This window comes from Streptomyces sp. SCSIO 30461 (genome assembly GCF_037023745.1).
GTDB lineage: Bacteria > Actinomycetota > Actinomycetes > Streptomycetales > Streptomycetaceae > Streptomyces.
This window is the reverse complement of record NZ_CP146101.1, coordinates 7,511,135-7,529,942: the sequence shown is the minus strand read 5'-3', so window position 1 is coordinate 7,529,942 and position 18,808 is coordinate 7,511,135. Positions and strand designations below refer to the sequence as shown.

15 protein-coding genes and 2 pseudogenes are annotated in these 18,808 nt (G+C 66.8%); 8 read left to right on the top strand and 9 right to left on the bottom strand.

Annotation, left to right across the window (positions count from 1 at the left end):
• Positions 1 to 199: 199 nt before the first annotated feature.
• The 4 genes and pseudogenes from V1460_RS33850 (at position 200) to V1460_RS33835 (ending at position 3,907) form a co-directional block, all read left to right on the top strand.
• Entirely contained in the window at positions 200 to 1,456 is a 1,257-nt protein-coding gene (locus V1460_RS33850; RefSeq protein WP_338677401.1) for an RtcB family protein, read from the top strand.
• A 212-nt stretch (positions 1,457 to 1,668) separates the two neighbouring features.
• Positions 1,669 to 1,884 (top strand): annotated as a pseudogene (locus tag V1460_RS33845) (NUDIX hydrolase); the annotation flags it as partial.
• Between the two features lie 7 nt (positions 1,885 to 1,891).
• Positions 1,892 to 2,449 carry a tyrosine-type recombinase/integrase gene (locus tag V1460_RS33840; protein ID WP_338678323.1) on the top strand — a complete coding sequence of 186 codons (558 nt, stop codon included), beginning with the start codon at positions 1,892 to 1,894 and terminating at the stop codon, positions 2,447 to 2,449.
• Positions 2,450 to 2,782: 333 nt separating this feature from the next.
• Positions 2,783 to 3,907 carry an NADAR family protein gene (locus V1460_RS33835; protein ID WP_338677400.1) on the top strand — a complete coding sequence of 375 codons (1,125 nt, stop codon included), beginning with the start codon at positions 2,783 to 2,785 and terminating at the stop codon, positions 3,905 to 3,907.
• Positions 3,908 to 3,993: 86 nt separating this feature from the next.
• Here V1460_RS33835 and V1460_RS33830 read toward each other — a convergent pair.
• Both V1460_RS33830 and V1460_RS33825 read right to left on the bottom strand, forming a co-directional pair.
• A pseudogene (locus tag V1460_RS33830) lies at positions 3,994 to 4,338 on the bottom strand (hypothetical protein); the annotation flags it as partial.
• A gap of 91 nt (positions 4,339 to 4,429) precedes the next feature.
• Complete coding sequence (locus tag V1460_RS33825) at positions 4,430 to 6,001, bottom strand: alpha/beta hydrolase (protein WP_338677399.1); 1,572 nt, start codon at positions 5,999 to 6,001, stop codon at positions 4,430 to 4,432.
• 289 nt (positions 6,002 to 6,290) lie between these two features.
• Here V1460_RS33825 and V1460_RS33820 point away from each other — a divergent pair, with 289 nt between their 5' ends.
• Positions 6,291 to 6,566: a WhiB family transcriptional regulator gene (locus V1460_RS33820; RefSeq protein WP_338677398.1), complete on the top strand. Its 276-nt coding sequence runs from the start codon at positions 6,291 to 6,293 to the stop codon at positions 6,564 to 6,566.
• 90 nt (positions 6,567 to 6,656) lie between these two features.
• Here V1460_RS33820 and V1460_RS33815 read toward each other — a convergent pair whose 3' ends face one another.
• Positions 6,657 to 7,427: an SDR family NAD(P)-dependent oxidoreductase gene (locus tag V1460_RS33815; RefSeq protein ID WP_338677397.1), complete on the bottom strand. Its 771-nt coding sequence runs from the start codon at positions 7,425 to 7,427 to the stop codon at positions 6,657 to 6,659.
• Between the two features lie 156 nt (positions 7,428 to 7,583).
• Here V1460_RS33815 and V1460_RS33810 point away from each other — a divergent pair, with 156 nt between their 5' ends.
• Positions 7,584 to 8,123, top strand: coding sequence for a hypothetical protein (locus V1460_RS33810; protein ID WP_338677396.1), 540 nt, complete (start codon positions 7,584 to 7,586; stop codon positions 8,121 to 8,123).
• A gap of 102 nt (positions 8,124 to 8,225) precedes the next feature.
• On the opposite strand, the gene V1460_RS33805 is transcribed toward V1460_RS33810, so the two are convergent.
• Together V1460_RS33805 and V1460_RS33800 are read right to left on the bottom strand one after the other, a co-directional pair.
• Entirely contained in the window at positions 8,226 to 8,960 is a 735-nt protein-coding gene (locus V1460_RS33805; RefSeq protein WP_338677395.1) for a Mut7-C RNAse domain-containing protein, read from the bottom strand.
• A 131-nt stretch (positions 8,961 to 9,091) separates the two neighbouring features.
• Positions 9,092 to 9,433 carry a hypothetical protein gene (locus V1460_RS33800; RefSeq protein WP_338677394.1) on the bottom strand — a complete coding sequence of 114 codons (342 nt, stop codon included), beginning with the start codon at positions 9,431 to 9,433 and terminating at the stop codon, positions 9,092 to 9,094.
• Between the two features lie 268 nt (positions 9,434 to 9,701).
• Here V1460_RS33800 and corA point away from each other — a divergent pair, with 268 nt between their 5' ends.
• The gene (gene corA, locus V1460_RS33795; RefSeq protein WP_338678322.1) at positions 9,702 to 10,817 is read left to right on the top strand and encodes a magnesium/cobalt transporter CorA; all 1,116 of its coding nucleotides are present in this window, start codon (positions 9,702 to 9,704) and stop codon (positions 10,815 to 10,817) included.
• Here the strand turns inward: corA and V1460_RS33790 are convergent.
• Both V1460_RS33790 and fxsT read right to left on the bottom strand, forming a co-directional pair.
• Positions 10,784 to 11,233, bottom strand: a complete 450-nt coding sequence (locus V1460_RS33790) for a hypothetical protein (RefSeq protein WP_338677393.1) — start codon at positions 11,231 to 11,233, stop codon at positions 10,784 to 10,786. The genes corA and V1460_RS33790 overlap by 34 nt on opposite strands.
• 557 nt (positions 11,234 to 11,790) lie before the next feature.
• On the bottom strand, positions 11,791 to 13,959 hold the full coding sequence (fxsT, locus tag V1460_RS33785; RefSeq protein ID WP_338677392.1) for an FxSxx-COOH system tetratricopeptide repeat protein: 2,169 nt from the start codon (positions 13,957 to 13,959) through the stop codon (positions 11,791 to 11,793).
• Positions 13,960 to 14,721: 762 nt separating this feature from the next.
• Here fxsT and V1460_RS33780 point away from each other — a divergent pair.
• Positions 14,722 to 15,804, top strand: coding sequence for an SAVED domain-containing protein (locus V1460_RS33780; protein ID WP_338677391.1), 1,083 nt, complete (start codon positions 14,722 to 14,724; stop codon positions 15,802 to 15,804).
• 88 nt (positions 15,805 to 15,892) lie between these two features.
• Here the strand turns inward: V1460_RS33780 and V1460_RS33775 are convergent, their stop codons facing one another.
• Positions 15,893 to 17,656, bottom strand: a complete 1,764-nt coding sequence (locus tag V1460_RS33775) for a ThiF family adenylyltransferase (protein ID WP_338677390.1) — start codon at positions 17,654 to 17,656, stop codon at positions 15,893 to 15,895.
• Positions 17,653 to 18,645 (bottom strand): SMODS domain-containing nucleotidyltransferase, encoded by a 993-nt coding sequence (locus tag V1460_RS33770; RefSeq protein ID WP_338677388.1) that lies wholly within the window; start codon positions 18,643 to 18,645, stop codon positions 17,653 to 17,655. The genes V1460_RS33775 and V1460_RS33770 overlap by 4 nt, the downstream gene beginning before the upstream one ends.
• Positions 18,646 to 18,808: the final 163 nt, after the last annotated feature.

Genomic DNA, 18,808 nt, shown 5'->3' with positions numbered 1-18,808 from the left:
GGGTCTGCCGACGGGGCTGCGGACCGGTCTGCGGACGGGTCTGCCGGGGCCTGTCGCGGGAAAACTGCTTGCCGCCCGCTGCGGGCCGGTGGACACAATGTGTATCGCACGCGCAGCCGTGAACGCCGGTCGCCCATCCCCTTTGTCGGCCCTGGACGCGGATTTGCGTTATAAAGCTTTTCGGGGGAATCGAGTGGATATGTCGTATGTAGAGGTGCCTGGAGCGAAGGTCCCGATCCGGATGTGGACGGACCCGGCCACGGTCGAGGACGTCGCGATGCAGCAGCTGCGCAACGTCGCCACACTGCCCTGGATCAAGGGCCTCGCGGTGATGCCCGACGTCCACTTCGGCAAGGGCGCGACGGTTGGCTCGGTGATCGCGATGCACGGCGCCGTCTGCCCCGCCGCCGTCGGCGTCGACATCGGCTGCGGTATGTCGGCCGTGAAGACCTCGCTGACCGCGAACGACCTGCCCGGCGACCTGTCCCGACTGCGCTCCAAGATCGAGCAGGCCATCCCGGTGGGCCGCGGAATGCACGCGGACCCTGTCGACCCGGGCCGGGTGTACGGGTTCCCCGCGAGTGGTTTCGGCGACTTCTGGTCCCGCTTCGACCATGTGGCCGACGCCGTGAAGTTCCGCCGCGAGCGGGCCACCAAGCAGATGGGCACGCTCGGTGCGGGAAACCACTTCGTGGAGTTCTGCGTCGACGAGAGCGGAACGGTGTGGCTGATGCTGCACTCGGGTTCGCGAAACATCGGCAAGGAGCTCGCCGAGTACCACATCGGCGAGGCCCGGAAACTTCCGCACAACCAGGGCCTGATCGACCGCGACCTCGCGGTGTTCGTCGCGGACACCCCGCAGATGGCGGCGTACCGAAACGACCTGTTCTGGGCGCAGGAGTACGCGCGCTACAACCGCGCGATCATGATGGGGCTGTTCCAGGAGGTCGTCCGCCGTGAATTCCGCAAGGCACGGGTGACCTTCGAGCCGGTGATCTCCTGCCAGCAGGAAGATGCCGAAGGTCGGATGAGGACCGTTGAGTACCGCCCTGGCGTGATCAGCTGCCACCACAACTATGTCAGTGAAGAACGGTACGAGGGCATGGACATGCTGGTCACCCGTAAGGGAGCGATCAGTGCGGGCTCGGGGGAGTGGGGGATCATCCCCGGGTCCATGGGTACGGAGTCGTACATCGTTCGGGGCCTGGGCAACTCGAAGTCGTTCAACTCGGCGTCGCACGGTGCTGGCCGAAGGATGAGCCGGAACGCGGCGAAGCGGAAGTTCTCCACGAAGGATCTGGAAGAGCAGACGCGGGGCGTCGAGTGCCGCAAGGACTCCGGTGTCGTGGATGAGATCCCGGCTGCGTACAAGCCGATCAGTCAGGTGATGGATCAGCAGAAGGACCTTGTGCAGGTCGTCGCGAAGCTCAAGCAGGTCATCTGCGTCAAGGGCTGACGTCCAGCACTCCACCTGATCGACAGGCCCCGGACTCTGTGTCCGGGGCTTTGTTGTCCCCGCTGATTGCGGGCCGATCTTCTGACGGCTGGCCTCGGGTCAGCACCTGCACGCCGTTCCTGTATTCGTCAAGCTGACGCGAATTCGTCTCAACGTGGCCCCCGAGGGGACCTCCTCTGCGATGCTGGGGCTGATCGAGAGGGGCAGCAGCGATGCAGTGGAAGATCCACGGGGAACGTCCGATCTACGAGAACCAGTGGGTCAACTTGTGGTTGACCGATGTGGAGCAACCGGACGGGCGCCGGTGAGAGTGCCACGTCGTCAAGCTCCGGCACCTGGCCGTGGCCGTCGTGATCAACGACAAGCGAGAGATCCTGATGATGTGGCGGCACCGCTTCATCACGGACGCGTGGGCGTGGGAGCTCCCCCAGTAGTCTGTCGCTGCTTAGTTGTGGTGGCTGCCTCGACGCCTACCCGGACGGCACCCCGCGGCTGCGACTCGCGGCCGGCAAGGCCCTCAAGGAACGCACCGTTCCGCTGCACGAGGAGGCCGCCGAGGCGATCCGCGCGCTTGTCGCCCTGCGGCAGGCCCAGCACGACCGAGGCATCCACGACCCCGATCTCGGACGCCCGGTGCGCTACCTGTTCCTGCGCAACGGCCGCCTCGCGGGCCCCGACTACCTCTTCGCCAACCCGCTGCGCGCCATCTGCCAGGAGCTGGGCATCCTCAACGGCGTGGGCAAACCCGCGATCCACCCCCACCGCTTCCGGCACACCCTGGGCACCCAGCTTGCCGAGAAGGGGGCTCGCATGCAGACCATCATGAAGGTCCTCGGCCATAAGAGCCCCGGCATGTCGATGACCTACACGCACATCTCCGACCCCACGGTCCTGGCCGACTACCAGGCCGTGCTCACGCCCGGCGCGGTCATCGCCGGTCCGCTCGCCGACACCCTGCCCTCCGGACAACTCGACCAGGACGCGCTGGACTGACTCAAGACCAACTTCTACAAGACCGAACTCGAACTCGGCCGCTGCCTGCGCCTGCCCCAGGAAGGTCCCTGCGAGTGCGACCTCTACCTGAGCTGCGCAAAGTTCGTCACGACACCCCAGTACGCGCCCCGGCTGCGGGAACGCCTCTGCGTCGAACGGCAACTGATCGCCGACGCCCGGGACCGTGGTTGGGACCGCGAGATCGAACGCCACCAGCGGATCGCCGACCGCATCGCCGGCCTCCTGGATGACCTCGGCGAACCCCGCGACGAGCCAACCACACAGCGTCGCCGGACCGATCACGTGATCGCGGAAACCACTACCCTGTCGGCCATGGCGATACGACGGTGGACATGGCGGAACGTGGATGGCGAACGCATCGAGGGAACCTGGCGGCACGCCTTCATCCGCAATGCGGGGACGTACTTCCTCACCGACCTGCTGATCTACGCCGACGGGATGGTCGACTGCTGGGGGCTGGTGACCCTGGAGGAGTTCGCCGGCAAGCTCGCATCCGGCTGGGTGGCCACCGACTTGGCTGACGGCGCTCAGGCATCGGCCCATCACCTCGCATCGTGGACGTTCGCCGAGCCGGAGATGTGGCTGACCCCCGAGATGCTGCTCGGCGAGGTCCGCGACGACATCGACCAGCTCAACGGCCGACCGGACTCCACGGCACGCTGCCTGGCCACCCTGGACACCTTCCTGAGCCAGCCGACTGAGGACAATCGGGCGGCGCTTCGCGAAGCCTACGAAGCCATCCCCGAACACCTGCGGATCTACGCCCTCGGTGACATGGACTCCAAGGACTGGCCGCTGCGGGTGCTGGTGGCAGGACCCGGGCAGCCGCTCGAAGTCCACGGTGAGGACGAAGTAGTCACCGGGGACATGCATGCCGAGGCCCTGCAGTACTTCACCGACCGGGAGCAGCAGCGCCAGCGTTTCGCCGACAAGACGCCTGTGGACGGCCAGACAGAACCCGTCGAGACCAGCGTCCTCATTAACCACACGGTCTTTCCGCGCGGCTGGCCGCAGGATCCAGGCAAACTGGTGCTGCGCAACGAGTTCCCCGCGCCCGTTACTGTAGGTGATCTGACCTACCCGACCGTCACGCATGCCTACTGGGCGCTGTCGGTTGTCGAGGAGCCTCGTCAGGCTGAGATCCTTCGTGCTGGCACCCCGTACGCCGCGCAGAAACTTGCCAAGAGCGCCACCCTGCGCGACGGCTGGCCCCAGGCACGGATGGCGATCATGGCGGACCTGCTGCGTGCGAAGTTCAACCAGCACCCCGACCTCGCCGAAGCACTGACGAGCACGGGAACAACGCGAGTGATCTACGACGATATGGACTCGACGTTCTGGGGCCAGCACGGACTGGATGGCCGCAACTGGATGGGACGGCTGCTTGAACTGGTCCGCTCCGAACTGGCGGCCGGCAAGCTGAACACGCAGTTGTGAACGGCAGAAACTGTCGGACATGGATCGCCTCGGGGGAGTGACACACGGCCGTGTGAGTCCCTCCCGGAGACCATGAAAGTGTCCAGATAAGCCACGGCTACGGGTTCCCGCCGGTACGGGGCAAGCTCGTCATAGAACTCGCGCAGGTGCCCGGCCACACGCTCTGAGGCGACCGAGGAAGCGGGCCCCAATGCGTCCGTCGCCGTCTGGCACGCCTGGTCCAACTTGCCGAGGCTGAGTTGTGTCCGGGCGAGCCAGAACGCGTGGAATGCGCGTCCTCGCTGATTGGCACTGTTCTCCCGCCTCAAGGCGTCGGCGATCAGAGGCTCAGCGGTCGCTGCCTCGCCGAGCTGCCCGTGTGTGATGCCGGTGTCGACAATGAGCTTGGTCTCGTCGAAGTAGGTCACCCACGTGGGGGGCGCTGATCCACGCGGCCTGCCGGAGTGGCTTTGGTCGGTGTCCTGTTCGGGTTGGGGTCGGGCATGTGCAGGGGGCCGTACGCTGCCGGGCAACTGGCGGCGGTCACGGTGCGGCGTCGCCCGCCGTCCCGCCGCCGCCGGTGGCGAGCCCGCCGACCGGACGTGACTCGGAGAACGGAGTCCCGTCCTGGCGGCACCTCGTGCCCTTCGGTGGGAGGCCGCCGCCGATCAGGTAGCGGCTCACATGTGCCTTGACGCAGCTGCTGGGGTTGACCAGCGCGGTGTGCCCGTAGCCGTCATGCGTGAGGAGCCGGGCGTCGGCCAGGGTCGCGGCCATGGCCTGCGCTCCCCAGTAGGGAGTCGAGGGGTCGTCAGTGGTGCCGATCACCAGTACCGGGTGTGCCGTCGGCTTGTCCCACGGCCCGCGGTAGCGGTCGGCGGCGACTGCCGGCCAGGAAGCGCAGGGCTCCGCCGCCCAGGTCCAGTAGCGCCCCGCGTCACCCGTCAGGTGGGCGCCGGCCTCCTCAAGGGCGTGGTAGGCACCCGTGTCACGAGGGTTGGGGCTGTCGGAGCACAGCACGGCTGCCGCCTGTTCATCGCCCAGGTACGGTTCCGGCTCGCGCACCGGTTGCGCGGGCGGTTGCGCGGCGGGCTGCGGGGCGCGGCCGAGCCACAGCTCCTGCAGGCGCCCGGCGAGGTCGGCCCAGCCGGGGTGGACCGCGTAGAGGCTGTTGATCGTGTCGCCGGCCGTGCGGCCGTAGGTCCACCCGCCCACGGGGTGCTCCCGCAGTCGGCGCGTCAGCCGGTCGAACTTCTCTCGTGTCGCCCGGGGGCTGCCCGCGGAGAAGGCGCAGTGGGCGCTATCGGTGGACCCGCACAGGGTGAGGAACCTGTCCAGGACCGCCGCCGCGCTGCGGTCCGACCCCATCCGCAGGAAGGTGGTCGTCCGGGGGGAGTCGTCGTCCGTGTCGCCGGTCCAGGCGCGCGGGTCCACATTGCTGTCGAGGACCATGGCGCGGATGTTGCCGGGGAAGAGGCCGGCGTAGGTCGCGCCCAGATAGGTTCCGTATGAGATCCCCAGGTAGCTGAGCTGCCGCTCGCCCACCGCCTGGCGCAGCCGGTCGAGATCGCGGGCGGTGTCGGCGGTCGACACATGCCGCAGGAGTTCGGGGTCCCGCTCGTGGCAGCGGCGGGCCAGATCCTGGTACGCGGTGATCCAGGTCCTCCGCTCCTGCTCGCCCACCGGGAATCCGGCCGGTTTGCGCGCCGCCCATGCCGTGGCGTCGGCGGGACTGGCGAAGCAGTTCACGGCGGTGCTGCTGCCGATCCCGCGGGGGTCCCAGCTGACGATGTCGAACCGCTCCCGTACCTCGCGCGGGAAGGCGTCGTACAACTGCGGCATCTGGATGGTGCCCGGTCCGCCGGGGCCGCCCGGGTTGAAGAACAGCGTTCCGATGCGCCGCCCCGGGCCGGTTGCCTTGCGCTTCACCACCGCCAGCTCGATGGCCCGCCCGCCGGGTTCGGCGTAGTCCAGCGGCACCGTCGCGGTCGCACAGTTGTATGGACTGGCCTGGACGCAGGGCTGCCAGTCCAGCTCCACCGCGGCCGCGGGGGCGCCGTCGGTCGGTGCGCTCAGGGAGTAGCTGAGGGCGGCTGCGGCGGTGAGAGCGGCCATCGGCCCGGATATGTGCATGACCCGACGACATCGTGGCCGGCCGGTGCCCGCGAGCGGGATTCGGCCGAACGGACGCGGCTCCTCGATGATTACGGAAAGTGATGGCGTGAGGTTGGGTGTTACTGGTGGTGGCGCCGACGGTCGTTGCCGGGACCCGGCTTTCAGCCAGATGTGTGATGCGTAGGCGAATCGGTGTTTCAGCTTCCGCTTGTCGGCGAGCCGAAGAGGAGCGGCAGAGAGAGCGTCGACGAAAGCAATGTGTGACAGCGACGTGGAGGAGGTACTTCCCGTGGAGCGCGAGAACTGGCGACAGGACGCCGCATGTCTCGACGAGGACCCCGACCTGTTCTTCCCGATCGGCAACAGCGGCCCGGCGCTGCTCCAGGCGGAGGAGGCCAAGGCCGTGTGCCGCGGCTGCCCGGTCCGGGAGGAGTGTCTGGCCTGGGCCATGGAGTACGGCCAGGACTCCGGAGTGTGGGGCGGCTACGGCGAGGACGAGCGCCGAGCGCTCAAGCGCCGGATGGCCAGGCAGCGATCGAAGACGACCGCGCGCAGCGCGGGCTGAGCCCTGGAGCCGGCTTGGCCGCCCGTCGGTCGTCCCTCCGTCGGTCGCTCCCGCGGCCTCGGCCGTCTCTCCCCGCGACCGGCGTGAGGGTCAGTGCTCCCGGTGGAGCTTGGTGTTCGACGCCTGCGCGCGGGGGCGGACGATCAGCAGGTCGATATTGACGTGGGAGGGACGGCTGACCGCCCAGCCGATGGTGTCGGCCACGTCCTCGGCGGTGAGGGGCTCAGCTACTCCCGCGTAGACCTTCGCGGCCTTCTCGGTGTCCCCCCGGAACCGGGTCGTGGCGAACTCCTCGGTCTTCACCAGGCCGGGGGCGATCTCGATCACCCGGACCGGTGTGCCGACGATCTCCAGCCGGAGGGTCTCGGCGAGTACGTGGGCGGCGTGTTTGGCGGCCACGTAACCGCCGCCGCCCTCGTAGGTGCCGTGGCCGGCGGTGGAGGACAGCACGACCACCGTGCCGTCGCCGCTGGCGGTGAGGGCGGGGAGCAGGGCCTGGGTGACATGGAGCGTGCCCAGCACGTTCGTGTCGTACATCCGCTGCCAGTCGGCGGGATCGCCGCTCGCCACCGGATCGGCGCCATGGGCACCGCCCGCGTTGTTCACCAGCACCTTGACCTCCCGGCCCGCGCCGTCGAGGGACGCGGCGAAGGCGTCGACCGCGTCCCGGTCGGTGACGTCGAGTGCGTAGGGCGTGGCCTGGTGGCCGGCTTCGGTGAGCTCGGTGGCGAGGGCCTCGATCCGGTCCTTGCGCCGGGCGGTGAGGAACACGTGGTAGCCCGCGGCGGCCAGCGTCCGCGCGGTGGCGGCGCCGATGCCGCTGCTCGCTCCGGTGACGACGGCGACGGGGGCGGCGGTCATGACGGCTCCTCGGGCAGATGATCGAACCAGTGGCCAAAGGTCAGGATAGGCGGACGGTGTGAAGTACCGCCCGCGCCCGGTGCTCCTGAGGTATCAGGGACGCGCCGAGCGGTTGGATGATCTGCCTTATCAGTGATGGATCGGTATCTTTCGATCATGCCGGTTATGCGGGTCATGCGCAGCAGTCTGGTTGTGGCGTCCATCGTGACGGCGGCGGTGATGCCGACCGGAAGCGCCGGCGCGGCTCCGGCTGACGCGGTGGGCGGTGCGGGTACGGCGGGTGCGGTGCCCGCATCGTTCGCGGCGGCGGTCCCGGAAGCCGACACGGCTCATCACGGCCATGCCGTGCTGTGGGAGGGCCTGCTCGACGTCTGGTTGACGAGCGAGAACCACGGACCGGACGCCGTGCCCGGTACGACGGTGTGGCTGACCTTCTCGGCGCCGCCGGGGCCCGACGCCTCGCTGCCGGACGGCTGCCTGTGGGTCGGATACCGGACGGTCCTCTGCCATACGGGAGAGCTGAGGGCCGCGAGTACGGGGCCGGGGCGCGCGCTGCGCCTGCGACTGGCCGGTGAGCCCGCGGAGGTCGTCATCGCTGTGACCACGGTGTGGAACGGCGGCGCCGTCGACCGCAACCACGCGAACGACCGGCATATCGTGCTGGTCCCGGCCACCGGCGACCGCTACACCTTCTGAAGCTCCCCTCCGGAACTCCGGAACTCCGGAACTCCGGGCCCCCGCACCTCCGGACCATATGGACTGCCGGACCCGCAGGACTGCCGGTCTGCGGGGAGCGCCCTACGCGACCGGATCGCCGAACTCGCGCAAGGCCTCCTCCACGATCGCCTCAAGCCGCGAGTGGTGCGCCCCGCGCCAGTAGACGCGCTCACAGGACCGGCACTGGGCGAACACGTCGTATGTCCGCTGAGTGCCCTGCTCCAAGTGCTGCTCGACGGTCTCCTTGCAGGCGTCCGCGAGCTCGCCGTTGCATGCCGTGCAGCGGCTCCACGGCGCGAGGGCGGGCATGAACCGCTGCAGCACGTCCCGGAGCTGGTCATCGGGGCGGTCGCTGTAGATGTACGCACCGGCCCACAGCTCCCTGCGGCGCAGCAGGCCGCGGTCCCGGGACAGCAGCACGCGCTGCTCTCGCGCCGAGAGAGCGGCCAGCGCCGGATCACCGAGATCCTCGCTCTCGTACGCCGCGTCCACCCCGAGCAGCCGCAGCCGCCGGGCGAGCGTGCCGAGGTGCACATCGAGCAGGAACCGCAGCGGTGCCCCCGGCACCTGCTGCGGCCGCTCGACGCCGAGCACCTCGATGTCCTCGCCCGCCGCCGGGATGTGCGAGACCCGCACCGGGGTGCCGTCCGCAAGCAGCCGACCGGCCTCGGTGAGCGGCACGCCGAGCGACTCCACGACATGCCCCAGCGTCGAGGAGCCGTCCGTGGTGAGCGAGGTCCGCCCCAGGCGGCGCTCCGCCGCGACGAAGAGCCGCAGCTCGGGGGCGAAGCTGATGTGGATCTCCGGTCCGTTCACGCCGTCAGCATGCCACCGGGCACCGGGTACCTTCCACGGCTTTCCGCGCGTCTGCACGGAGGCTTTCCACGCGTCTGCACGGGTGGTGGACGTGCCGGACGGCGCGACTCCGTTCGAGCGGGTGCTCGCGACTACGGGGCGTGACCCGCGGTGGAGCCCTGGCCGCTGACGACATCGTCAGGCTCGCCCGCACGGGAATCCGGCCTCGAGTTCGCCGGGTTCTCGCGGTCCTCCGGGTTCTCGGGCTTCTGGGTCGAGCAGTTCGCGTACAACGGAGCGAGCCGGGAGTACGCCTCCGTCACGATCGCCTCGGCGTCCACGAGCATCTCCCGCTCCCGCAGCCGGGCGGCGGCGTGCGTGTACGGCGACGGCGGCGCCGGATGCCGGCGCCGCCACCAGCTCTCGCACACCGCGTAGATCCCGCTGGCGCACACCGTCAGCGGAATGCACAGGACCAGCAGCGTGTCGCCCATGTCCCGTCCCCTCATGGTCTCTGCGTCGTTGCGTAGGTGCGTCTTCGCATTCTCATATGCCTTACATTCGGGCCATCGGCAGAGATGGCGTCCGGCTCAATATAGGTTCACTGTCCAAAAACATGTCCGGATGGTGCGATGGACGCTCGGCGTCAGCTCACGTACCACCGGCGTTCCCGCCCGCGACCCCCGCCATGGACAAGCCGCCGCCGTGTCGGAGAGTGTGGTCGGCGAAAGACCGCCAGTCCGCCGGGAGTCCGCCTTGTCGATGATGCGCAACCTCCGACGCGCCGTACGCCGTACGTACCGGCGGACCGTCGACCTGAGCCACCCGGCCCGCTCGCCGCTGGGAAGCTCTGTGGTCAACTGCGTGGGCTACTCGGACGGGGTACGGCAGGCCGGCGGCTGCCCGGCCGACGAGGCGCTGCGCCGGGTACGCAAGGAGAACAAGGCGGCCCCCGGCAGCAACAGCTTCGTCTGGCTCGGACTACACGAGCCGACACAGGACGAGTTCGCTTCGATCGCCGAGCTGTTCGGCCTGCATCCGCTCACCATCGAGGACGCCGTCAACCCGCACCACCGCGCCAAGGTCGTCCCGTACGACGACATGCTGCTCGCCGTGTTCAGGACCGTCTCCTACACGAAGCACGACCAGCTCACCACCACCAGCGAGGTCGCGGAGACGGGTGAGATCAAGGTGATCACCGGCCGGGACTTCGTCATCACCATCCGCTACGGCCGCCACGGCTCACTCGGTCCGCTGCGCGAGGCCCTGGAGGCCCTGCCCGACCAACTGGCCAAGGGCCCCTCGTCCGTACTGCACGCGGTGGCCGACTTCGTCGTGGACGAGTACGTCGCCGTCGCCGACGCCGTGCAGGACGACATAGACGCGGTCGAGCTCGCGGTCTTCGCCGAGTACGCCGGTCGCGGTGAGAAGGGTCGCGGCGAGGCGGGGCGTATCTACCAGCTCAAGCGTGAACTGCTGCAGTTCAAGCGGGCGATGACTCCGCTGAACCGCCCGCTGGAAGCCCTCGCCACCCAGCCCGCCACGGTCATCGCCCCTGAGATACGGCCGTACTTCAGGGATGTGGCCGACCATCTCGCCCGCGCCGTCGAGCAGATCAACGGCTTCGACTCCCTGCTCGACTCGATTCTGCAGGCGCACCTGGCCCAGATGACCGTCGCCCAGAACGAGGACATGCGCAAGATCACCGCCTGGGCGGCGATCGTGGCGGTGCCGACGATGGTCTGCGGCGTCTACGGAATGAACTTCGACCACATGCCAGAGCTGCGCTGGGCCTACGGCTATCCGGTCGTCCTCGGCGTCATGGCCGTCGCCTGCTTGGTGATCTACCGCGGTTTCCGCCGCAACGGCTGGCTCTGACCCGGAGCCGTCCGCCCGAAGCCGTCCGCCCGAAGCCCCGCTCCGACTCGGGGTCGCACCACCAGACGAAGGATCCCGGCCCTGTCTCCGACGGCGTTGCGTATGTGGTGCCGGACCTGGTCGAGGTCGAGGGCGGTACCGGAGATCGTCTCGCAGTCCCGCCCCAGCCTGCGCAGGCGCAGGGCAAGGACGCGTACGCGCCGGTTGTCGACGCGCATGCGCGTGAAATGCCCGTAGTCCGTCAGGCCGAGAGCCTGGAGGGCATCGGGTTCCACGGGCCGTCCGTTGAGTTCCCACATGGCTCCGGCATGGCGGCTATGGATCGACCGCGGTGGCTCGTAGCCGCTTTGGCAGCCACTCGCGCCGACCTCGGAGCCGTACTCCCGCCCGAGCCGGCTCCCTGCGATCAGGGCCACACCAGGCAGTACGGCTGATGCCCCGCCTCATGCAGACGATGGCTGAAATCCTGCCATTCATGCAGCGATTGGGGGCGGGAGGGCGCTGACCTGGGGATTCTTGGCGATGTGTGTGCTGACCAGGGGAAACGTCTCTCGGTAGTTCTCACTGGTCTACGCCGTTTCCCGGGCTCATGTGCCCTGGATGTGCCCTCGGGCTCACCCCAAAGGGCGCCCTGCTCGGCCGACGGGTTGGTGGTGGGAGGTGCCGCCGCCAGGGTCACTCGTGTCTTGACGTTGATGGCACGAGGTTCCGTCGTCACGACGCCAGCCTCACGTAGTTGGCGGACGGTACTGATCACTTAGGCGGGCCGGTAGACGGTCTCCAAGAGGGCGTATTGATCGATCCCCCCCCGTGCGCATGCCGCCAGGGTGGTAGGTACTGCATGCGCGCAGTCCCGTGGATACAGCTGTCAGTGCTGGCCAACCAGATGCGATCGGGCGGAATCTGGTTGGCCTGGCGCACAGCTGGAAGACTTCGCACGCTCCAATTGCCACCCGCCACCGCGAGTTCAACCTTACTTCTCTCGACAGTCTTTCCCCGACCGAGATTCATCAGGGCGTTTACGCGTCTTGGCGGCCTGATATGCATTTTTGAGGTTCTTCTGGCTAGTCAAAGTGTGGGGGTGTTCGGCGCCGAGAACGCGCTCACAGTCGGCAAGGGTGGACCGGAACAGCGAAACTGCTTTTTTATGGTCGCCAGCGTCTTGATATGCGCCTGCGAGATTCCCCCGGGAGATAATAGCATCGGGATGGTCGGCGCCGAGGGCACGCTCAAGGTCGGCCAGGGTGGACTGCAGCAAGGGAATCGCTCGCTGAAGGTCACCCATGGCCTGGTAGGCGCACGCGAGACCATGGCGGCATATTAGGGTGTCGGGGTGGTCGGCGCCGAGAATACGCTCAAGGTCGGCCAGGGTGGACTGCAGTGAGGGAATCGCCTTTTTGAAGTCGCCGACATAGCGATAAGTGGCCGCCAGGTTGAAACGGAATTTAAGTGCTTGCGGGTGGTCTGCGCCAAGGATTGTTGCAGATTCGGCGACGTTAGTCTCATTTAGCCGGATTGCAGTTTTGAAGTCACCGGCAGCCCAGTAGGCCGTGGCTAGATTACTGCGACCGACCAAGGTGTCGCTGTGCCTTGTGCCCAACATGCGCTCGTTGATCTCAAGTGCACGGCACCCAATGGCGATGCTTCGATTGATTGATCCCGTCTGATAGAGGAATGCCGAGGCGTAAGTCAGCAGGCTGGCGGTGATAGTGCCCTCCAGCTCCCCTTGGCTAAGTTCGGCGTGAACAATCAGGTGAGGCAGCAATGGGCGCGACGCCTGCCAAGTGCTGGGATCGCTCGTGAGTTTTGGTATTTGGTGCGCCAATGAACTGCTCGCGGTTCGATGGGCATCAGCGATATCTCCCGCTTGGCGGTGGGGATCTTTTGGGTCAGATGTCCGGGCGAGGGTTTGAACCAATCGATGAACGGCGATATTTCCGTCTCGCTCTCCGATCATGCTGTAGGCGGCCAATCGCCCGATAGCATTGTTTAGTGCCAGAGGGTCAATCATTTGCTCCGCATATAGGTGTCTGAATTGGTGGATTCGGCCGCGCCAGCTCTTCGCGTCGTGCTTCCCGCACTGAGATCTTAGTCGTGTCATCTTTGCCCGCAGAGCAGGCGGGTAGCGGAGATCGTCAAGCAAGCTGCGGGGGATTCCGTCAGGGGCGTACCAAGCCAGGACCCGTAGTACTTCGCCAGCTAGAGGTGTATCCCTGAGGTGATCTAACGTGATACTCCAAATTCGGGCGATAGTACGGTCCGCTTCGCCATTTTCCGTGGTGGCCGCGAACATTTCTGCCGGCCTGTTCTTGAGCAGTTCCAGATAGGATCTTGGAGAGATGCCCGTCTCTGCGCAGTAGGACGCTGCCTGCTCTACAGCCAAGGGTAGACAGCCAACTTCGGCACAGACTTCAGCGGCGCCCTCGCTGGTCCTCGTCTTTCCGTGGTTTAGAATTCGAGTGAACAACTCGATGGATTCAGGTGCTTCCAGAACGTCGAGGGCTATGGCAGAGGAAAGTTGGTGCCAGCCGGTGGCACGGCGACTGGTGATGAGGAAGCGTCCGCCTCGGCCAGCCCGATCGATGACTGGACGGATATGTTGGGGATCGTTAACGTTGTCCAGCACGATAAGCCAGTTCCGATGCGTCGCAAGCCATAGAAGAGCCCACTCCCGCAGTTCGTCAGCGCCCGTCTCCGCGCTCCTGAAAGCAGGTTGGAGGGCAACCGCGAGGTCGGCCAGCCCGGAGTCCAGGGAGGTTCGTGAATCGGCCGTGATCCACCACTGTGGAGAGCTCCGCGATCGTTTCGTGGCCCAGTACGCGGCGAGCGTGGACTTACCGACCCCTCCCAGGCCATGGAGGGCCTGCACAATCACTTCGCCCGAGGTTGCGAACGCGGCATCCAGCATGGCCAGTTGACTGTCCCGCCCAACGAATCCGTGTGGCTGCGGCACGTTACTCAACCCCGTTGGCGCCTCCAGCTTTGGAGCTCTCTTCAATGCTCCTGCGGGCAATACCGTGGTGTGCGTGTGAAAAGAATTGGAGTTCTTAACGTCTCGGCCCGCCACGATCGAGCCGCTGTCGGCATACAGGACCGGTTCCTCATGGCTGCGTTTTGTACGACGGGGCTTTCGACGACCCATCACGAGCCCCGCCGTGCTTCAGAATCCTCGACATCGCCGCCAGCCGCGATCGATCCACTGTCAGCCGACGCCCCCGTTCCTCCCGAGGGTGCGGGCGACCAGACGGATGGAGGAGCACCTGAACCAGTGTCGATGGCCTTCGAACCACGCACACTTCCACTTGATGCGATCGACCCACTGCGCGCGACGGGAGATGCCCCGCGCGCAGACTGTTGCTGAGAATGGCTCACCAAGGCCAGCGCGAACCCGGCCACTGTGAAGAACAGACTCAACACACTGCTCAACTGATCCGCCCGATCAAGTCCCAGCAAGGCGAAGAACACGACCAGAGCGATCAGACCGACAGCGGCCCCCGCCCAACGCAAGACCTTCCAGACCGTCATACAAACATCATCCCAGAACGCCCGCGTGGTCGAAGGCTGTTCACGAATGTTTCTGACTTGCGGCACCACAGGTCCTGAAGATTGCTTCCCGACTTGCTGGAGATCGTTCCCAGAAATCGAGAGCGGTTGCGCGGTCAGAAGGCCCGGCCCCGTCGTTGTCGGGAGTGGCGAATCAAACCGGGCTGTACCAGGAGGCCGTGGACGGGAACGCACAATGGTTCCGGCAGGCGTGCTCCGAGACGGGAGGCAACGTATGGCGAGGAAGGCTGCCGGGCAGGGCGGCGGGAGACGGGCCATCCCAGCGCCTGTGCGCTTGGAGGTGTGGGTGCGTAGTGGTGGTCGGTGCGCGATCTGCAACAGGTATCTGCTCGATGGTGGGATGACGGGCCGCACCGTACGGCAGGGTGAGTTGGCACACATCGTCGGCCAGCAACAGACCGCAGGCTCCCCGCGCGGTGAACACGACCTGGTGGAGCGCGACACCGCCGACAACTTGATGCTGGTTTGTGCCGACGAGCACGACGAGATCGATGCTTCCGGCACCCTGGACGTTTTCACCGTGGAACGGCTGCGCGCGCTCAAACGCGCTCACGAGGACCGCATCAAGCACGTCACCGGGCTGGCCGACGACCGGGCGACCACGGTGCTGCGGATGGTGGGCCGGGTGCGTGGCCAGGAAGTCGAGCTGACCCGGCAGACCGCCGCTACCGCGGTGATCACCTCCGGGGACCGGTTCCCACTATTCCTGGAGTCCTATGAGCGGCACGGCGTGGAGATCGACCTGCGCCACGTGGCCGGCGAGATGACGATCGATCTGCGTGACATCCCCGACGAGGAGACTGGAGGCTCGCCCTACTACCGGGCAGCCACCGCCGTCATCGACGAGGTCATCGACAACCAGCTCAACCGCGGTATCGCCCGTGACAAAGTTGCGCACTTGAGTGTTTTCGGCTTCGCCCGGCTGCCACTGCTTGTCTACCTCGGATCCCGTCTGGACGACACCGTGCCCACCGACGTCTATCAGCGTCACCGCGAAGACGAGTCCTGGTCGTGGTCTTCGACAGCGCCTGCGGTCGGCTTCGCGGTCCACCTCGACGTTGACCAGCCGCCCGCGCATGAGGCGGTGCTCGTGCTGAACATCTCAGGCACGATCCAGCCCGAGGAGGTCCCACACCAGCTCGCCGGACTGCGCCGGTACCGCATCAGCCCTGTTGATGTTGCCGCCGCGCCGGACGTGCTGCGCAATCGCGTTTCCTTGACTCAGTTCCAGGAGGTGCTGCGGTCGCTGTTCGCGGATCTGGAGGCGAGCGCCAAGCAGGTGCGGCGCCTGCACGTGCTGTTCGCGGTGCCGCTCTCGGCCGGGGTAAGCCTGGGGCGGGTACGCGACCGCCAAGTGCACCCGGCGCTGGTGCTCTACGACCGCACGCCGAGCGGATATCGACGAGCCTTGGAGATTCCCTGACGCTGGCACTCGCTGGCGATCCGATAGCCAGTTACTGCGTTCCCGTTCGCCTTGGCGACAGCGCATCCTCCAGTGCACATGGGATGGGTCAGGGCGTGGTCGGTGTCGGGTCGTGGGCCAGGAAATGGTGATGGGGCGATCCGGCTGCGTGAGGGAGCGCGATCAGATGTGTGCCCGAGCCGGGAGTGATCAGGTGCATCCCCAGGAGGGACGTCAGCGTTCCGGCGACAGCAGCCAGGTCGGCCGATGCCCCGTGGAAGGTGGGCACCGAACAGCCGCGGGTTGGTACAAGTTCGTCGCCGTCCGGGGTGTCCTGCCACAGGCGGTGGTAAAGCTCCAGGGCGGGGTCGGCCAGTACGATCTTCCCGGCGGCAGTGTCGATGCTGCTGGGCCCCTGTGCGGTGGTGGGCGCGGAGACGCTCAGCAGGCCCAAGGTGCCGGTGCGGGTGTCGGTGGCTACCTGAGCCAGGACCGGGTGGCGTCCCCCGCTAGCCGCGAGGCGATCCAGGATGTGGCCCATGGCAATGCTCACGGTCGCGTCGATAATGACTTCGGCGCCTGCCAGAGCTGTAGCGTCGGGCAGTACGCCGTCGTGGACGTGGACCGCGACGGTGTCATCCACTGCTCGCAGCCGTCGGGCCAGGGCTTGGGCTTTGGAGGCTCCAACGTCAGCCTCGACGTAGTTCTGCCGGACCAGCAGTCCGCCGGTGACTGTTCCGGGGTCGCACACCGTCACCTGTGAGGCGCCGCCACGGACGACGAACTCGGCGATCCAGGAGCCAAGGCCGCCGCAGCCCCAGACATGCACGTGTTTCCCCAAGAAGCCCCCGATGAGGCTTCCGTCATCGCGACGTGTCGTCACGGCAGGCCGTTCATCGGACACAGGGCACCATTCGATCAGTAGGTCCGGGCGGATCTGGGAGGCGTCGATGTTCAGCGCGGAACCCTGCTCGTGGGCCATGCGCCGCAGTGCATCCGCGGTAGGCGCGGGAAGACGTGCACCCAAGAGATTGGGCGGGCCGCCCGCAGGGTGCGGGACTGCCAGGATCAGGTACTGCGGCGAGCCATCGGGGTTGCGGGCCGCACTGGCCGCGAGCGTGGTCAGGATCGCCGGAGACTGGGCGACTGCCTGCGGGGAGCTTCTCCTCTGGCGATCGAACGGAGGGTTGTCCACGTAGGTCAGCAGCTCGGCAAAGGTTGAGCCGCCGCCGAGCGGCAGCGCTCCCGCAATGGTGATTACTGGCACCCGTACGGCCCTGCCTTCCGGGGGCGGACTGTAGGCCAGGTCTAGTCGGTGCTCGGTGCGCGCGATCAGGTAGCCAGTCTGGATTCGCTGGTCAGGGCCGGGAACGCGTACGACCAGCGTCGGGGTTCCGGGCGTTTGGTGAAGCACTCCGCCGACGGCGTGGTACATCGCCTTTGATGCGTTGAACTGGCCCGCTGCCGCGTCGCTCAGCCAGGACCACAGCCGGTTCAGATACGCCCGTATGCCCCCGCGCAGCGGATCCCACTCGCGGGCGGGATCCAGGAAGATGCACAGTCGGCGTCCCTGGAGGACATGCGGGTAGCCGGCGAACCTCCAGTGCTCCACTTCGACGGTGGTTGCGGACAGCGGTGAGGCCGGCAAGGTCAGGACGAACTCCTCGTGCTCCTGCAGAACCAAGCCGCCGTCAGCAGTGGCCAAGGGCCCTGTGTGAAGCCGCAGCGTCACCCTGAGCACACCGTTCTGGCCGCGGGCTGGAACTCCCACCAGACGCAGCACGTCAGGCTGTTCGGCCGCGGCCTCGCGCAGCTCGGCCAGGGCCTCTCTCTGCCAGTCCGTCGGGGCGGGTCGGTTCTTGCCGCCGCTCACCCGGCGCGACCAGGCCGCGCGACAGCGGTGACCGTGGTGGCAGCCGCGGGGAACTTGGAGCCGCTGGTTGCCGAAACCGGGGCCTTGAACTCGGGGCCGAAAAGGTTCTGCCACAGCCGTAGGCTCGTGTCCTTGTCCTCGGCGTGGTAAGCGTCGTGGATCTCGGCGGCGTGCTTGTGGATGCGGTCGCGGAAGTAGGAGTACGTGTTCTGCTCCCATCGGTGGTCGAAGGTCAGCCCAGACCCTGAGGGGTCGGCGACCGAGGGCTTGATCTCGTTGGCCTGCAGATAGGTGTCCAGGTCAGCGACGATGTGCAAGAGCGCAGTTGGCACATCACGGTAGTAGCCCGGATCGGAGAACTTCTTGTAGGCATGGACTTGGTTGCCGAGCAGCGTCGTCAGGATCACCGACCGCGTCCCGGTGAACGATCCCTTGTGGTCGCGCAGGAATTTCATCAACCGGATGACCTTGCGCAGATTCCCCTGCGCGATCTGGTCCTGAGTGCGCATCCAAGTGCTGAAGCCCTGCGAGTTGGTGTTCTCCCAGGTGTCCTCGTCGCGGTTGACGATGACCTCTCGACCGTCGACTAGCATCACGTAAGGAACGATGTCCACGTGCATGGAGTTGCTGTAGACCAGCCGCACACATCGGCACTTACGCGAGTGCGGCATGTCCTTGTAGATGCTGTGTCGATGCAGGGCCGCATACACCTCTTCGATATACGTCTTCGGGCTCTGTGACCAGTCCGGGTTCTCGGCCATCAGCAGCATCACGTCAGCATCGAACTCCGTCCCGCCGACCGGGTCGATGATCGTGCGATGCGCCCATGAGCCCTGCGGAATCTTGCCCAGGACCAGCGAGCCGATTTCCTCGTCCGCCTTCAACGCCCGGTAGATCGCCTCCACCCTGGTGTCGAGAAGGTCGAGCTTGACTTGGCCCAGGTTCACCGTGGTGCGCAAAAACTCATTGAAATGGTCGGCGAGCTGCATGGTTGTCCTCGGATTCGAACGGGCCGACCGCCCCCGGACCGCATCAGAGGATGGGAGCTGACGGCGCAACACACTTGCCTCATCCAGCCTAGGCGTCACCACTGACATCACGCCGTCGCCAGCCCAAGCGGCCCCCGGCACCCTCGTCGACACGAGCACCGCT

Coding starts and splice junctions, on each gene's coding strand:
- V1460_RS33850 (WP_338677401.1), top strand. CDS start 200: ATGTCGTATGTAGAGGTGCCTGGAGCGAAGGTCCCGATCCGGATGTGG.
- V1460_RS33835 (WP_338677400.1), top strand. CDS start 2,783: ATGGCGATACGACGGTGGACATGGCGGAACGTGGATGGCGAACGCATC.
- V1460_RS33825 (WP_338677399.1), bottom strand. CDS start 6,001: ATGGCCGCTCTCACCGCCGCAGCCGCCCTCAGCTACTCCCTGAGCGCA.
- V1460_RS33815 (WP_338677397.1), bottom strand. CDS start 7,427: ATGACCGCCGCCCCCGTCGCCGTCGTCACCGGAGCGAGCAGCGGCATC.
- V1460_RS33810 (WP_338677396.1), top strand. CDS start 7,584: ATGCCGGTTATGCGGGTCATGCGCAGCAGTCTGGTTGTGGCGTCCATC.
- V1460_RS33800 (WP_338677394.1), bottom strand. CDS start 9,433: ATGGGCGACACGCTGCTGGTCCTGTGCATTCCGCTGACGGTGTGCGCC.
- corA (WP_338678322.1), top strand. CDS start 9,702: ATGATGCGCAACCTCCGACGCGCCGTACGCCGTACGTACCGGCGGACC.
- fxsT (WP_338677392.1), bottom strand. CDS start 13,959: ATGGGTCGTCGAAAGCCCCGTCGTACAAAACGCAGCCATGAGGAACCG.
- V1460_RS33780 (WP_338677391.1), top strand. CDS start 14,722: ATGACGGGCCGCACCGTACGGCAGGGTGAGTTGGCACACATCGTCGGC.
- V1460_RS33770 (WP_338677388.1), bottom strand. CDS start 18,645: ATGCAGCTCGCCGACCATTTCAATGAGTTTTTGCGCACCACGGTGAAC.